The 15,862-nt window shown below is 49.4% G+C and carries 12 protein-coding genes; 2 read left to right on the top strand and 10 right to left on the bottom strand.

Annotated elements, in window-relative coordinates:
• Window positions 1-63: 63 nt before the first annotated feature.
• Entirely contained in the window at window positions 64-618 is a 555-nt protein-coding gene (locus AC5FX6_RS05245; RefSeq protein WP_493595966.1) for a 3'-5' exonuclease, read from the bottom strand.
• A 170-nt stretch (window positions 619-788) separates the two neighbouring features.
• On the opposite strand from AC5FX6_RS05245, the gene AC5FX6_RS05240 reads away from it, so the two are divergent.
• On the top strand, window positions 789-3,158 hold the full coding sequence (locus AC5FX6_RS05240) for a GH92 family glycosyl hydrolase (protein ID WP_493596646.1): 2,370 nt from the start codon (window positions 789-791) through the stop codon (window positions 3,156-3,158).
• A gap of 783 nt (window positions 3,159-3,941) precedes the next feature.
• Here the strand turns inward: AC5FX6_RS05240 and AC5FX6_RS05235 are convergent.
• Complete coding sequence (locus AC5FX6_RS05235) at window positions 3,942-5,366, bottom strand: sugar MFS transporter (protein ID WP_493595965.1); 1,425 nt, start codon at window positions 5,364-5,366, stop codon at window positions 3,942-3,944.
• 28 nt (window positions 5,367-5,394) lie between these two features.
• A complete protein-coding gene (locus AC5FX6_RS05230; RefSeq protein ID WP_493595964.1) occupies window positions 5,395-7,713 on the bottom strand; it encodes a GH92 family glycosyl hydrolase in 2,319 nt (772 codons plus the stop codon).
• A 431-nt stretch (window positions 7,714-8,144) separates the two neighbouring features.
• Between AC5FX6_RS05230 and AC5FX6_RS05225 the strand changes: the two genes are divergently transcribed.
• On the top strand, window positions 8,145-8,717 hold the full coding sequence (locus tag AC5FX6_RS05225) for a heme NO-binding domain-containing protein (protein WP_493595963.1): 573 nt from the start codon (window positions 8,145-8,147) through the stop codon (window positions 8,715-8,717).
• A 254-nt stretch (window positions 8,718-8,971) separates the two neighbouring features.
• On the opposite strand, the gene mnmE is transcribed toward AC5FX6_RS05225, so the two are convergent.
• The 7 genes from mnmE to AC5FX6_RS05190 all read right to left on the bottom strand — a co-directional run bounded on the left by mnmE (window position 8,972) and on the right by AC5FX6_RS05190 (window position 15,832).
• Window positions 8,972-10,351 (bottom strand): tRNA uridine-5-carboxymethylaminomethyl(34) synthesis GTPase MnmE, encoded by a 1,380-nt coding sequence (gene mnmE / locus AC5FX6_RS05220; RefSeq protein ID WP_493595962.1) that lies wholly within the window; start codon window positions 10,349-10,351, stop codon window positions 8,972-8,974.
• Window positions 10,352-10,421: 70 nt separating this feature from the next.
• Window positions 10,422-10,964, bottom strand: coding sequence for a thioredoxin family protein (locus tag AC5FX6_RS05215; RefSeq protein ID WP_493595961.1), 543 nt, complete (start codon window positions 10,962-10,964; stop codon window positions 10,422-10,424).
• A gap of 74 nt (window positions 10,965-11,038) precedes the next feature.
• Window positions 11,039-11,917 carry a metal ABC transporter permease gene (locus tag AC5FX6_RS05210; RefSeq protein WP_493595960.1) on the bottom strand — a complete coding sequence of 293 codons (879 nt, stop codon included), beginning with the start codon at window positions 11,915-11,917 and terminating at the stop codon, window positions 11,039-11,041.
• Window positions 11,918-12,116: 199 nt separating this feature from the next.
• Window positions 12,117-13,400, bottom strand: coding sequence for a metal ABC transporter permease (locus AC5FX6_RS05205; RefSeq protein ID WP_493595959.1), 1,284 nt, complete (start codon window positions 13,398-13,400; stop codon window positions 12,117-12,119).
• Between the two features lie 37 nt (window positions 13,401-13,437).
• Window positions 13,438-14,229 carry a metal ABC transporter ATP-binding protein gene (locus tag AC5FX6_RS05200; protein WP_493595958.1) on the bottom strand — a complete coding sequence of 264 codons (792 nt, stop codon included), beginning with the start codon at window positions 14,227-14,229 and terminating at the stop codon, window positions 13,438-13,440.
• Between the two features lie 12 nt (window positions 14,230-14,241).
• A complete protein-coding gene (locus tag AC5FX6_RS05195; RefSeq protein WP_493595957.1) occupies window positions 14,242-15,174 on the bottom strand; it encodes a metal ABC transporter solute-binding protein, Zn/Mn family in 933 nt (310 codons plus the stop codon).
• A 1-nt stretch (window position 15,175) separates the two neighbouring features.
• Window positions 15,176-15,832 (bottom strand): metal-dependent transcriptional regulator, encoded by a 657-nt coding sequence (locus AC5FX6_RS05190; RefSeq protein WP_493595956.1) that lies wholly within the window; start codon window positions 15,830-15,832, stop codon window positions 15,176-15,178.
• Between the last annotated feature and the right edge of the window lie 30 nt (window positions 15,833-15,862).

Below are 15,862 nucleotides of genomic sequence, written 5' to 3'. Positions count from 1 at the left end.
TTACCTGTCTTGTAGCTTAACCTGGCAAACCATGACTTAAGGTATGGTTTGCCCGGTTAGCTCTTAAACGCGGGCGATCTTACATCCCATTCTTGTATCAAATTCAGCCTCTGAACTCGTGCCGGTGAGCTCAAGTGCCTTCAACGAAAGACGGGCGCAGGCATCCGCGTCGGAAGCGGCGCGGTGGTGCAGGAAGTCGATGCGGTGCATGTTGCAAAGCGTTTTGAGATCATACTTGTGCATTCCCTTCCAGATATTCTTCGAAAACTTCAGGCTGCAGGTATAGCGGGCATCCGGCAATGGGATGCTGTAGGTTGCCAGCGTTTTGCGTAGTACACTCATATCAAAACTAGCATTGTGCGCGATGAGCAGTTGTCCTTCCAGGTAGGGCTTGAGCACAGGCCAGAGCTCCCTGAAATCCGGCTGGTCTCTGACATCTGCCGGCCGGATGCCATGCACGGCGATGTTAAATGAATTGAAATGGGGGTAATACAAAGGCTTGATCAGCCAGGAGCGTGTTTCTACAATTCGCCTGTCCCGCACGACTGTTATACCTATTTCACAGGCACTGTCACGCTGCGGCGTGGCCGTTTCGAAATCAAGCGCAATAAAATCCATAAGGCAGGCTAAGTTAAAAGTAGTATTGGTAAAAGTGAAGGGTGCAATTTAGTCAATTTGCCTGTACTTCTACTTTAGGCCTTTAGCCTCTTTTATCATCCCAAATATAGGAACAGTCTGAGGACAGCTGCTAAACGGTGCTATCCCTTTAGCTTTAATTTAAAAATAAAATTAACTTTAAGCTATCACCGCTATACTGTTACCCTGAACCAACAGCTCGCCTTATGAGAAGCATCACCCTATCCGTTCTCCTGTTTATTCCTTTGCTGGTCTTTGCGCAAAAGAAGCCTGCGCCTGACCTGGTGAAGTACGTCAACCCGATGATCGGTACTGCCAAAATGGGCCATACCTACCCGGGTGCCACCGTGCCTTTCGGAATGGTGCAACTCAGTCCGGATACCGACACTATTCCGTACGAAGTGAACGGCAAGTATAACAAGGACGTGTACAAGTACTGCGCCGGCTACCAGCACGACGACAAAACGATCGTCGGCTTCAGCCAAACCCACTTCAGCGGCACCGGCCACTCCGATCTGGGAGACTTCCTGATCGCACCGACCACTGGCAAACTGCAATTGAACCCTGGCACGGCTGACAAGCCTGAAAGCGGCTACCGCTCTGCTTTTTCGCACCAGAACGAAGTAGCGGAGCCAGCTTATTATAAAGTAAAACTCGACGACCACAATATTCTGGCAGAACTCACAGCCAGCAACCGCGTGGGCATGCACCAGTATACCTTCCCGAAGTCAGACGAGGCGCATATTATCCTGGATCTGATGTCGGGGATTTACAACTACGACGGCAAAACTACCTGGACCTTTGTGCGGGTGGAGAATGACACGCTGATCACCGGTTACCGCCAGACCAACGGCTGGGCCCGCACCCGCACGGTTTACTTTGCCATGTCCTTTAGCAAGCCTTTCCACCAGTATGGCAATCAGGAATACTCCGAGGCACAGGCATACAAAGGCTTCTGGCGCAAGTTCGACCAGACCAAAAACTTCCCGGAGTTCGCCGGCAAAAAGATCCGGGCCTATTTCGATTTTAAAACAGAAGAAGGGGAGAAGATCAAGATAAAATTTGCGCTCTCGCCGGTTAGTACCGAAGGCGCTCTGGCTAACATGCGGGCCGAGATTCCGCACTGGGACTTTGAGCGGGTAAAGCGCGAAGGACAAGTCGCCTGGAACAAAGAACTGGGCAAAGTAGTAGTCGACGCTGGGAAAGATGATCTGGTGAATTTCTATACCGCCATGTACCATGCTTTTTTAGGACCGACTACCTATATGGACGTAGACGGCAGGTATAGAGGGCTGGACATGAATGTGCACCAGGCCGATGGCTTTACGAACTATACTAGCTTTTCGCTTTGGGATACTTACCGGGCACTGCACCCGCTGTTTAACATCCTGCAGCCCGCCCGCAACAATGACATGATCAAATCGATGCTGGCGCACTACGATCAGAGCGTGCACAAGATGCTGCCGGTGTGGTCGCATTATGCCAACGAAAACTGGTGCATGATCGGCTACCATTCCGTGCCGGTGATTGCTGATGCCGTGCTGAAGGGAAACGGAAACTTTGATGCGAATCGTGCCCTGGATGCCTGCGTACAGACTGCCCGCACCCGCTATTATGATGGCCTGGAGTACTACATGGACATGGGCTATGTGCCGGAGGATAAGAACGGCTCTTCGGTTTCAAAAACTCTGGAGTATGCTTACGACGACTGGTGCATCGCGCAAATGGCCAAAAAGCTAAACAGGCAGGACATCTACGAGGAATTCAGCAAGCGTGCCCAGAACTACAAGAACGTGTACGATGCCAAATCGGGCTTTATGCGCCCTAAGTTGAGCGACGGTAACTGGAAGAAAGAGTTTGACCCACTCGACACGCACGGACAGGGCTTCATAGAAGGCAACTCCTGGAATTACAGCCTTTACGTTCCCCATGATCCGGCCCAGATGATCGCCATGATGGGGGGGAAGACCCGCTTTGCCCAGCACCTGGATTCACTCTTCACCATGGACCTGCCGGACAAATACTTTGAGAACACCGAAGACATTTCCAGAGAGGGTATCATCGGCAACTATGTGCACGGCAACGAGCCCTCGCACCACGTCCCTTTCCTCTATAACTGGACCGACCAGCCCTGGAAAACCCAGGAGCGTACCCGCATGGTACTCAAAGCCATGTACAAACCGACGGTAGACGGATTAGGCGGAAACGACGATTTCGGACAGATGAGTGCCTGGTATATTTTCAGTGCCCTGGGCTTTTACCCTGTTGCGCCTGGCTCTGATCATTATGCCATCACCAGCCCGGCCATCAAGTCAGCTACGATTAATCTGGAGAACGGGAAGACCTTTATGATTGACGTGAAAGCCCAGAGCGACAAGAACGTGTTTATACAGAAAATGGAGTTGAATGGGAAACCGTTAAATCGCACTTTCCTCACGCATAGTGAGATTATGAACGGTGGGAAAATAATCTTTCACATGGGGAGCAAGCCGAATAAGAAGCTTTTTGCAATGGCGCCGTAATCCAGGTATAGATTTGCATGCGGCAAAGTTGTATCTGCTACAGGTATAACTACTTGAGTAGTTTCATAGCTTCGCCTGTGTGACGGGCATGTAGTGCTATTGTTGCAGCTTTTGCAGGTATAGCAACCTGATTTGTTTCATTCCCTCGCCTGTGCGGCGAGCACTCACTTTTTTCCTTGATGAAAAAATCGAGGGCCCCTACCCCCAGTAAGCAAAAAAGCAAGACCCTCCAAACTCGCTGAACGCTCAGACAGTGGAGTGTCATTTTGTGCACTTGGTGAGTGTGATTTGTTTCATAGTTGAAGGGTCAAGTTAGTTTTGTTATACCTGCCAGTGGTATGTCTGGATTGTAACATAAGGGATGATGCCTATACCTGTCAAATGGCAGCTCCAAGTTCTCCGACTTGGACAATCCAGAACGCGAGTTCGAAGATTGCGAACGTAGCTCTGAGGGGTTAGGGGTGGTTGGACCCAGTATATGCAACATAAACTATAAGGCTTAGACCTAATGTGGGGTAGTAGCTGAAAGTCCCCCTTGGGGGTAGGGGCCCTCGACAAAGAAGGGGGCAGGGGGATGACAATCGTTCCTAATTCCCCTCTGGGGGTAGGGGCCCACTTTAAAGGGAGGGGCAGGGGTGGGTTAATCGTGCACGAAAATCCTTTTAATCCTTTAATCCTTTAATCCTGAAAATCCTTGGGGAAGGCCCCATATAAAAAGATGCATACAAAAAAAGACCGTAGGTTAGCCTACGGTCTTTTTTTCAATATATGTCAGTCCGGCGACTATACCTGGGCCTCCCTTACTCTATATCCTACAAAGCCATAGTAAACGATGTAGGCATAGCAGATCATCGGGATGATAAACGATAGTTGCAGATCGCCTGTCAGGTCGGCAAACAAGCCTTGTAGCGGTGGCACGATCGCACCACCTACAATAGCCATTACCAATAGCGATGAGCCCTGGCTGGTATTGCGGCCGAGGCCCTTGATGGCCAGGTCAAAGATGGTGGGGAACATGATGGAGTTGAACAGGCCAATGGCAATGATCGACCACATGGCAAGAGATCCCTCCGCTAATATACCGATCAGTAGAAGCCCAATCACCGCCATTGCAAACAAGCCCACCGTGCGGTTGGGTATAAAGCGGGCCAAGAGCAGAACAAGAACATTCAACGCGATCAGACCTAGGATGATCAGTGCCTGGTTGAGGTCATAAAGCACATAAACTGTTAGGAAAGTAACCAGCGCGATAAGTGCTATTACAGCAAACTTGCCTGTGCGTTTTAAAGTACTCAGCGCTACAGCTCCAAAAAAGCGACCGATCATCGCACCACCCCAGTAGAAAGCCAGGTAATGCTTCGCCTCAGACTCAGACAAGCCAGTAATCTGTGGAAGCTTGATGTAATTGATAAGCGCACTACCAATACTCACTTCGCCACCCACATACATAAAAATGCAGATGATGCCCATTACCAGGTGCGGGTACTTTGTGGCCGCTGCTCCTCTTTCAATTTTACCGCCTCCTTCCAAACGCGGTAGCTTTGCCACTTTGATCAGCACGGCCAGGAGCAACAGTAGACCAGCAAGTCCCAGGTAAGGAAGCTTCACAGAGTCTGCAGTGTCTATCTCAGCAGATGCCACCTGATCGAAAATAAGGTAACCACCAATGATAGGTGCGATCGTGGTGCCAAAGGAGTTGAGGGCCTGCGACAGGTTCATGCGGCTGGAGGAAGTCTCCGGCGGACCCAAGATGGCAACATAGGGGTTAGCGGTGATTTGCAGCACCGTAATGCCGGATGCCAGCACGAACAAGGCCATCAGGAAGAAACCGTAGCTGTGAAACACAGCCGCCGGGTAAAACAAGGTACAGCCCAGCGCTGCCACGATCAATCCGATGATAATACCATTTTTGTACCCAATCTGCTGAATAGGGTCTCCTTTGGTAATAGAGAGCAAAAAATACAGAAATGATACAATGAAATAGGCTCCAAAGAAAGCTGTCTGAATCAGCATGGCCTGCCACAGTTGGAGTGTAAACACCTCCTGTAGTTTTGGGATCAGGATGTCGTTCATGCAGGTGATGAAACCCCACATGAAAAATAGGAGTGTAACGACGATCAGCGGCGAAGTATAGTTTTTATAGTCTCGCTGAGATTCTTTGGACTGCGAAGTTACTTCTTCAGTCGCGATAGGCGTGATGGATGGCATCGGGGTATAGTTTAGTGTTTATAAGGTTTTATTTTAGGTGCTGTGCTGCGGTCCTGTCGTTTGTGAGAGAATAAGGTGCGGCACTTTCCTGTGTGCCACGACTCTTGTTAGGATTAGCTCCCATTTCAAACTTTAACTTGCCGCCTTTCATAATAGCTTCGTGGGAGATCCAGTTCTGGCCAAGTTTCTTTCCGTTGAGGCTTGCTTGCTGCACATACAGATTTTCCTTGCTGTTAGACGGCGCTTCGATCACGAACGTTTTCCCATTTTCAAGTTTTATCGTTGTTTTTTTGAACAAAGGGGCGCCAAGCACATACTGATTCACAGCCGGGGTAACCGGATAGAAGCCCAGGGCCGAGAATACATACCAGGCGGAAGTCTGCCCATTGTCTTCATCACCACAGTAACCGTCGGGGGTAGGTTGGTACATGCGGTCCATGGTTTCCCGTACCCAATATTGCGCTTTCCAGGGCGCTCCGGCATAGTTGTAAAGGTATATCATGTGCTGAATGGGCTGATTGCCATGGGCATACTGTCCCATGTTCGCAATCTGCATCTCGCGTATTTCATGGATCACACTGCCGTAGTAACTCTCGTCATAGACAGGCGGCAGCGTGAACACCGAGTCCAGTTTGGCGACAAAGTTTTGTCTGCCACCCATCAGGTCGATCAGGCCCTGCACATCATGGAACACAGACCAGCTGTAGTGCCAGCTGTTGCCCTCCGTGAAGGCATCGCCCCACTTAAAGGGGTTGAAAGGTGACTGAAATGTGCCGTCCTGATTTTTACCGCGCATAAGGCCAGTGGCGGGATCAAACAGATTCCGGTAGTTCTGGCTGCGTTTCGCATAGAGGTTGATTTCTTCCTGCGGTCTGTTGAGCGCTTTAGCGAGTTGATAGATGGCAAAATCGTCGTAGGCATACTCCAGGGTACGGGCTGCATTTTCGTTTATCTTGACATCATAGGGCACATAGCCCAGCTTTTTGTAATAGTCCGCACCGGCACGACCGATGGCCGTGATCGGCCCCTCGTTATTGGCCCCGTGCAGCAGCGCTTCGTACAGGGTGTTGATGTCGTAGTCACGCAGGCCTTTCACGTAAGCATCCGCCACGACAGAAGCGGAGTTGTTGCCGATCATGATATTAGCATAACCCGGACTGGACCACTCCGGCAGCCAGCCGCCTTCTTTATAGTCGTTCACCAAGCCAGCCTGCATTTCTTTGTTGATGCTCGGATAGGCCAGGTTCAGGAATGGGTAGAGGGCCCGGAAGGTATCCCAGAAACCTGTGCCAGCAAAGCGGTATCCCGGGTATACCTTGCCGTCGTATGGACTGTAGTGCACCGGGTTGCCGCTGGCATCAAGCTCGTACATTTTGTGCGGGAAGAACAGGGTACGATAAAGACAGCTGTAAAAAGTGCGCATCTGCTCGTCTGTGCCACCCTCTACAGTGATACGACTCATGGCTTCATTCCAAAGTGATTTGGCTTTCCGTTTAGTCGCCTCAAAATTATCGTTTGCGAGCTCTCGTTTCAGGTTTAATTCCGCCTGCTCCAGACTGATAAAAGAAGAAGCCACCCGCAGCGTTACCTGCTCGCCTTTCACCGTTTTGAATCCGACAATAGCGCCCGCATGATTGGCGTTCATCTCCAGTTTGTCTTTTACCAATGTCGAATCGTGCCAGGTATAGGCTATGGTAAAGGGCTTGTCAGCATAGATGACAAAGTGATTTTTGAAATCCTTGGGGTTGCTGCGGGCATTTTTGGTGGTATAGCCTACTATCTTATTTTCACCCGGTATGACTTTTACAAAAGAGCCTTTATCAAGCGCATCGATCACGATAAATGAACTGTCTGATTTAGGATAAGTGATGCGGAACTGGGCGGCACGCTCGGTAGGTGTGAACTCGGTCGTTACATCATGGTCGGCCAGGTATACGCTGTAATAATATGGCTTGGCTATCTCTGACTTATGGGAGAACCAACTGGCTCTGGCATCCTGATCGAAGCGCAGTTTGCCTGTTACCGGCATGATTACAAACTGGCCGTAGTCGTTCATCCAGGGCGAAGGCTGGTGCGTCTGTTTGAACCCCCTGATTTTATCTGATGCATAGGTATAGGCCCAGCCATTTCCCATCTTGCCTGTTTGTGGTGTCCACAGGTTCATGCCCCAGGGCACAGCAACGGCAGGGTAGGTGTTGCCATTTGACAGACTAACTTTAGAATCAGTACCCATCAGGGGGTTAGCCAATTCTTCAGGCTCAAACGCTGGCTTTTGTTTTTGTGCCAGCAAAGTGGCAGGTCCCAATAGCAGGGTAGCAAGAACAACTGAAAGTAATCGTTTTTTCATACGAATGCGATGCTTGTTTGGCAGTTTAGCTGATGTAATCTGAATCCTTGACGTTATACCTTGCTGCCTGGAGGTGACAGAAACATCGAATATACTAAAATCTCGGAATAAAGTATTAAATGTGAATTAAGTGACTACATGACACCATGGCGCTGGACTTTTGTTAACTAGCTATATTGACAGGAGTCTGTATAGGAGAGGCTATGTGAAATTGGAGTGATTAAGAGTTATAGTCATCTTAATTGATCGACTATTTAGGACGACAGCCTAATCAGCATACAAGCTCAACACCTATATCATGAAGGTTACGTATCTCTCTGCACAGATACTCGCTGAAAGTGATTAATCACAGTCTGAGTTCTTTAAAAGACGATTATACCTGCCAGGTTTGTGCGCTGTTATGTTTCCCGGATTATTTTTTATATTTCTGAATGGATCAAGCACCAAATAACGAAGACCTAATGCACGGCTCTATTTTCGTGCTGCTAAAGCGCTTTGTGGAAAGTACCCATGACCACAGTATGTGGGTTAAGGTGCTGGAGGAGGCGGGTGTGGATCATTCTGCTTACCAAATGCATGAAATGTACCCCACTCATGAAATTTTTGCTATCGCCGGTACGCTTGCAGAGAAAGAAGAACAGCCAGTGTTTGACATACTGGAGCAGTTCGGTGAGTTTATCGTGCCTGACCTGATGCTGATTTACAGCAAGTACATGCAGCCTGAATGGCGTACTTACGAAATGCTCTTAAATACAGAGGAGACCATGCATGGGGCGGTGAGAAGAATAGATAGCAGGGCTAACCCGCCTAAGCTGGTGGTCACCAGAAAGGGAGAGAATCAACTGATTATCGATTATCATTCCAAACGCAGAATGGCCGGCGTAGCAGTAGGCATTATCCGGGGCATCGCCAAATACTTCGACGAGGGTGATATGGTAGACATTATGCAACTCACACCTATAGACGCTGAAAATGTGCAGATCAAAGTGGAGTTTCTGCGCTAAGTTCCTGTCCTGACAGGGTGGGAGCTATCTATAAACTATGTTTGAAGGATGACTGTTTACAAGAAATCTTCTGGTTTACTGTCTATTAACTAAATCTAATTAACAGTAAACCAGAAGATTTCTCTCATATCCCAGTACTTTTTTGAATCAATGGTCAGCATTTCGGTCCATAGGTCAGATTAGCTTGGATTGATATTTAAGTGTTGAGATGCTTGTAAATGCAGATCTATAAATAAGCATCGTCAGAGAGTTGCTTACTTGCCGATGCAGAATTTTGTGAAGATGTTGTCCAACAAGTCATCTGTCGTGATCTCACCAGTAATTTCACCTAGACTGTAAAGTGATCTGCGGATATCAGCAGCCACTAAATCACCGCTCATACCTAATCCCAGCCCGTTAAGCACATCATCCAGCGCTTCGTAGGTTTTGTTCAAACTATCGACGTGGCGCAGGTTGGTTACAATGGTTTGCTGCTGTGTATTCAGTTTGCCCAGGTTAACTTTGTTAACGAGTGCTAGTTTCAGGTCTTCCAAGTGAGCACCTTCAGCTGCAGAGATTTGTACGAGACCCTCTATACCTGCAAAAGCTGCCAGTTTCTCTGGGGTAGCCTGATCAATTTTGTTGGCCACAGGCAGAAAAGGAAGTTTCTTGGGGTTAAGCACTTCCAGCTCCGACTGCAGTGCTTCAGGTGTGGTATCGGTGATGTCGAAGAGGTAGATGATAAGCGAGGACTGACTTAGCTTCTGCATGGTGCGCTCCACACCAATGGCTTCTACTTTGTCTGTGGTTTCGCGCAAACCAGCTGTATCGATAAAGCGAAAAGTGACACCTCCGATGTTAATCTCATCTTCTATGAAATCGCGGGTTGTACCCGGCACATCTGAAACGATGGCTTTTTCTTCGTTTAGCAGTTTGTTGAGTAGAGTGGATTTGCCGGCATTGGGCTTGCCCACGATTACGGTTGGTACGCCGTTTTTGATCACATTGCCCAATTCAAATGACTTGAGCAGCTCGCGAATGATCTGCTGTATGTTTAGGATCAGCGTGCGCAACTGGTCACGATCAGCAAACTCCACATCCTCCTCACCGAAGTCCAGCTCCAGCTCAATCATAGAGGCAAAGTGTACCAACTCTGAACGCAGGCGTTTGATCTCTTGCGAAAAGCCACCCCGCATTTGCTTCATGGCCACTTCATGGGAAAGAGCAGAGTCAGAGGCGATCAGGTCGGCCACTGCCTCGGCCTGGGCCAGGTCAAATTGCCCGTTCAGGAAAGCACGTTTTGTGAATTCTCCGGCGTTTGCCAGACGAGCTCCTTTTTTTAGGAGCAGCTGCATGATCTGCTGCACGATGAAGTCGGAGCCATGGCAGGATATCTCCACCACATTCTCTTTGGTATAGGAGTGAGGTGCAACAAACAGCGAAACCAGCACTTCATCGACGATCTTTTCGCCATCGCGGAGCGTACCGAAATGGATGGTATGGCTGGCCTGTTTTGTCAGGTCCTTTCCTTTGAAAACAGCGTTGGTGATCGAAATGGCCTCGGGGCCTGAGAGACGAATGACAGCGATGGCCCCTGTACCAGGTGCTGTGGCCACGGCGGCAATTGTGTCGGTATGTATAAACTGATGAATCAAGGTGTAGCAGATATTTTAAAACCTAAAATTAAGGATTAATCAGGCATTCTTCACGAAACAATCTTCAATCCTATTTCTTAGTATACTCTTCCCAGGTTTTCGACTTATGATGATTATCGCCAAAATAGGTTAGAATCTGGTGAAAAGTGGATGCATCGAGGTAGCCTGGAACGGGCGTAAGCATATTGAACTTTTCGTCCAGGTATACGGTGGTAGGATAGCTCATCTGCCCCTGAAGGAGTGCAACTGCCAACTCGTGTGCACGATATTGCTCTTTAAAAGTATAGGTATGGCCGTTGAGGGTGATCGGTGTTTTGCCCTCTGCGTTCAGCTTCACGGCATAATAGTTTTTGTTAATGTAGGCCACTACATTGGGATCGGTGAATGTGGACTTATCCATCTTCTTGCACCAGCCACACCAATCGGTATAGACGTCGATCACAACTTTACGAGGCTGCTTTTTGATCTTTTCAGCGGCTTCTTCCATGCTGATCCAGTTGATTTTAGCGCCTTTCTGACTGACAGGTTCAGCAGGTACTGCCCTGTGCCAGGTATAGCCTGACAGTAAAAGCATAAGCGAAAACAAAGGCAAAAGGAGAGTTCTCTGTAGCATAGCGTGTTTTCTTTGAACCAGAACACTTAAAGGTATACTTTCAATTCACTTCCTGTAAAAGCTTGTCTGCCGGGTTAGTGTCCAACTGTCTGTACTCGCTTTTGTCTTCGCAGTTTGCCATAGCTTGGTGAGAACAGGAAGGCCAGCAGGAACTCTATACCTGTAACTGTCGCAATAGCTCCGGCAATGGAACCGTCCAGCCACACGGCCAGGTAGTAACCGGCAAAAGAGGCAACAATTCCCAATAGCACAGCGATGCCCAACATGGTCTTAAAGTCGTCGGTCAGCAGGTACGCCGTGGCAGGAGGTGCCACCAGGAAAGCCACTACCAGGATAGCCCCCACGGACTCGAAAGAAGCGACGGTTGTCAGCGAGACTGCGCCCATGAGTAAGTAATACCAGAGTGTAGTAGAGATGCCGATAGCCGCTGCGAAGGCAGGGTCGAAAGTGGTCAGAAATAGCTCTTTATACCCTAACACAATGAAAGCTCCGATCAGCAGCGTAACCACTGCCAGCATCCAGACAGTGCGCGGTCCCATGCTCAAACCTCCTTCAGTAATGATCAAGTCGAGTGGGACATAGGCAATTTCGCCATAAAGAACACAGTCCTGGTCCAGGTCTACCTGACCTGCAAAAACGGAGATCAGGATAATGCCAATAGCGAACAGCCAGGTAAAGGTGACCCCTATAGCAGCGTCGGCCTGCACCCGTGCAAAGCGGTGAAAGAATTCAATCAGGAAAGTGGTAAGGACACCCAGCAGTCCGGCTCCGATCAGCATCGGTATCGTGTCACGGGAGCCAGTAAACATAAACGCGATCACAATACCTGGCAGTACGGCATGTGAGATCGCATCGCCCACCATGGCCATGCGTCTCAGTATCAGGAAACAACCCAACAAGCTACAGCACGTTGCCACCAAACTCCCCGTCAATATGATCCAGAATGCGTTCATGTATTTTTACAGTTAGCGAATGGGTAATGGAGTGAATGAGCGATTATTTTTAATTTTTAATATTTTCATACTTGTACGCGAGGGTCCTTTTGAAAAATTCCCCTACTAATATTGTGTATGATTCGGTCAATTCACAATCTGTTCTTTCTGGTATTAAATTTTCAAATCACCAATCGCTCCTTCATTAATTCATTAAATCCTAAGGAATCCTCGCACTATGCGGGTCCAGGTCAGGGTAGTTGAGTTCTTCAATCAGGCGCTGCTCCAGTTCCGGTGTGATGATGTGCTCGATGGTTTCAGCGTCTTCGTGCACGTGGTCGGAAGCCAGGTTCAGGTACTGGGTCAGGTATAGCTCCCAGAGACGGTGGAGTCGCACCACCCTACGGCCTCGTTTCTCACCCTCCGTGGTCAGCAACCAGCGCTTGTCCTCTTTTCGCAGATAGCCCTGTCGCTTTAGCTTTTGCAATCCGCTTAAGGCCTCCTTTTTAGGTATGTTGCGTCGCTCGAGTAACTCTTCCAAACTTCTGGCGCTGCTATAGTCTTGCCGAAGTTCGCCTAACTGATAAAGCAGTTTGAGCAGGTTCTCCTCCAGAATACGTGTCTTATTGCGCCGCTGCCGCAAAATACGGGCTATCCAGCCGCGACCAGGTGCCAACGCAAAAGACAAGATCGCAATCATGGAGACGATCAACACGATCCAGGGGCCGGTTGGCATGGAAGGGGCGGTGTAGGAAACGAAAGCGCCCGCTATACCTGAAAAAGCACCGATCAGGGCGGCAAGTACCAACATTACTTTGAGATTTTCGGTCCAGAAACGTGCGGCAGCAGCGGGTGTGATGAGCATGGCAGCCATCAGCACGACGCCCACAGCTTGTATACCTACTACCACTGCAAACACCGTGAGGGTCGTAAGCAGCAATTCCAGACCGCGCACCGGAAAACCAATGGTGCGGGCGTAAGCCTGATCGAAACAAAGGAGGGTAAGTTCTTTGAAAAACATTACCACGGCAACCAAAAGCAACACGGCGACCACCCCAAAAGCAATCAGGTCCTCACCGATCAGGGAGGCCGCACTGCCAAACAAGAACTTGTCGAGTCCGCTTTGCGCGGCATTGCCTGTATGTTGGATGGCGGTAAGTAACAAAATGCCGATGCCAAAAAACACAGAAAGCACCAATCCAATGGCTGTGTCTTCTTTGATGCGGGAGCGGGAAGTAATGTAATCAATCACTACCAGCGAAAGCCAGCCTGTGACAAATGCACCGATCAGGAGAATGAAAGGGTTTTTAGTGCCTGAAAGGAGAAAGGCTAAACACACGCCCGGCAATACAGCATGTGCCACTGCATCACCAACCAGCGCACGTTTGCGCAGCAGTGTAAAACAGCCTACCACCGCCGAACTGGCAGCCAGCAGCACCGAGCCCAACGTCACGTACCGTATGTTGGCATCCGTAAACGAGAAAAACTCTATAAAGTCCTGCATTTTTGGTGTGTCAATTCCTGATTTTTAATTTAACCATTTAACTCTTCTCTCTTGCCGGGAATTCCTGTTTGCGGAGGAGGTCGCCAACCTTGCTGAGCAGGGTGAGTTTACCACCGTACGTTTGCTCCAGCAGTTCCTGGTTTAGCACCTGTTCGGTAGGGCCAGAGGCTACCAGGCGCATATTGAGCAGCACCACCCAGTCAAAATATTCTGATGCGGACTGCAGATCATGATGCACTACGATGACCGTCTTGCCCTGGTCGCGCATCAGGCGTAGCAGCTGGATGATGGCCGTTTCAGTGGCGATGTCAACGCCGGCGAAGGGCTCGTCCATGAAATAGACATCAGCATTCTGGGCCAATGCCCTTGCCAAAAAGACCCGCTGCTGCTGCCCGCCTGAAAGCTGGGAGATTTGCCGGTCAGCAAAGTTTTGCATACCTACTTTTTCAAGCGCCTCCATAGCAGCATCTTTGTCTGCTTTGCGTGGTCGCTTGAACAAACCCAACTGTCCATACCTGCCCATGAGCACCACATCAAATACCGAAGCCGGAAAATCCCAGTCCACGGATTCCCGCTGCGGCACATAAGAGATGCGGCTGTATACCTGCTTGAGGGGCTGATCAAAGATGCGCACATAACCACTGCTTACTGGCAGCAGGTTCATCATCGCTTTAATCAAAGTTGATTTGCCTGCTCCGTTCGGACCAATCACGCCGACAAGCGCACCGGCCGGCAGGGTAAGGTCAATGCCCCACAGCACCGGCTTGCGATCATAGCTGACCGTTAAGTCATGTACTTCTACTACTGGATTTTCTACTTGAAGTATCATATGTTAGCCTTCTTATTTTAAAGAAGTTACAATCGTGTTTGTGTTGTGGCGCACCATACCTGTATATGTGCCTTCCGGGGTGCCTTCTTCCCCCATGGCGTCAGAGAAAAGCGTACCTCCAATTAGCACTTGATGGCCTCGTTTGCTACAGCCCTGTACTACCGCCTCGATAGCCTTTGGCGAGACAGAGGACTCCACGAATACCGCTTTTATCTTGTTGGCCACAATATACTTGACCAGTGAAGAAACGTCCTGCAAGCCAAACTCGGAGAGGGTAGAGATCCCCTGCAAGCCGCGCACCTCGATTCCATATGCGTTACCATAGTAACCAAAGGCGTCGTGCGCAGTGATCAGGATGCGCTGCTGTTCAGGTATGGAAGCAATAGCGGCTTTGGTTTCGTTGTGTAACGCTGCGAGTACTCGCAGGTAAGTGGCTGTCTGCTCCTGATAGACAGCTGCATGCTGCGGGTCCTTTTTTTGAAGTTCGTTGCTTAAGTGCACCACTACCTGCATCCACAGTGATACATCAAACCAAATGTGTGGATCATGACTGTCCGCATATTCGGCGGAGTTTAGCAAATTCGTTTCCGGTATACCTGCCGTGGCGGCCAACACGGTTTTGTAACGGCTCAGTTTTTCCAGTACCTCACCCATCTTACCCTCCAGGTGCAGGCCGTTGTAAATGATGACATCGGCCTCGGTCAACTTGTTCAGGTCGCCCTGCGTCGCTTTGTACAAGTGTGGGTCTACACCGCTTCCCATGATGGCTTCTACATCGGCCACGTCACCCACTATGTTCACGACTGCATCTTTCAGTATACCTGTCGTGGTTACAATGCGCATGCGCTTACCGGCTGGCACTTCGCCCCGGGAATCTACCTGCTTGCAAGCGGTACCGAGCAGCGTCGCGAAGAGTACGCAAAGGAAAAAAGCTGTTGCTTTCATACTAGGCAGACAGGAAAATATTACGGGCTACCTCGCTGGATACGACCAGGTTTTTTTTGTTTTCCAGATTAATCTCCAGAGAGTTGTCGTAAGGTATCTTATCTATTACTTTAATTTTGGCTCCCAGGAATATCCCCATTTTATCAAGGTACTGCAGGAAGAGCGGTTGGGAGTCATTTACACCTACCACTGTACCTGCGCTATTGACTTCCAGTTCTGCCAGCAGACGCTGCTGTTTGGTATTCATCTCGCCATCTTCACTGGGAATCGGATCACCGTGCGGGTCAAACTTCGGATAGCCCAGAAACTCGTCAAGTCTTCTGATCAGTAGATCCGAGTTGATGTGCTCGAGCTCTTCAGCCACGTCGTGCACCTCGTCCCAGTTAAACTTCAGCTTCTCCACCAGGAAAACCTCCCACAACCTGTGTTTGCGAATGATCTGCAATGCCACCCGCTCACCTTTCTCTGTTAAAGTAACCCCGCGGTACTTCACGTAGTCAGCTATACCTTTGGCACTCAGCTTACGCAACATATCCGTCACAGAGGCTGCCTTAGTCTCCAGCACATCGGCTATGGCATTGGTATTCACCTCACGGTTGCCACCGTCAGACAGTTTGTAAATGGCCTTGATGTAGTTTTCTTCGGTAAAGCTGTGCACGGATTTAAGTTTTGAATGAGTGAATGAGTG

The organism is Pontibacter sp. LHS2 (assembly GCF_058932845.1).
This window is presented reverse-complemented; position numbering and strand designations above follow the sequence as displayed.

Coding starts and splice junctions, on each gene's coding strand:
- AC5FX6_RS05245 (WP_493595966.1), bottom strand. CDS start 618: ATGGATTTTATTGCGCTTGATTTCGAAACGGCCACGCCGCAGCGTGAC.
- AC5FX6_RS05235 (WP_493595965.1), bottom strand. CDS start 5,366: ATGCCATCCATCACGCCTATCGCGACTGAAGAAGTAACTTCGCAGTCC.
- AC5FX6_RS05230 (WP_493595964.1), bottom strand. CDS start 7,713: ATGAAAAAACGATTACTTTCAGTTGTTCTTGCTACCCTGCTATTGGGA.
- AC5FX6_RS05225 (WP_493595963.1), top strand. CDS start 8,145: ATGGATCAAGCACCAAATAACGAAGACCTAATGCACGGCTCTATTTTC.
- AC5FX6_RS05215 (WP_493595961.1), bottom strand. CDS start 10,964: ATGCTACAGAGAACTCTCCTTTTGCCTTTGTTTTCGCTTATGCTTTTA.
- AC5FX6_RS05210 (WP_493595960.1), bottom strand. CDS start 11,917: ATGAACGCATTCTGGATCATATTGACGGGGAGTTTGGTGGCAACGTGC.
- AC5FX6_RS05205 (WP_493595959.1), bottom strand. CDS start 13,400: ATGCAGGACTTTATAGAGTTTTTCTCGTTTACGGATGCCAACATACGG.
- AC5FX6_RS05200 (WP_493595958.1), bottom strand. CDS start 14,229: ATGATACTTCAAGTAGAAAATCCAGTAGTAGAAGTACATGACTTAACG.
- AC5FX6_RS05195 (WP_493595957.1), bottom strand. CDS start 15,174: ATGAAAGCAACAGCTTTTTTCCTTTGCGTACTCTTCGCGACGCTGCTC.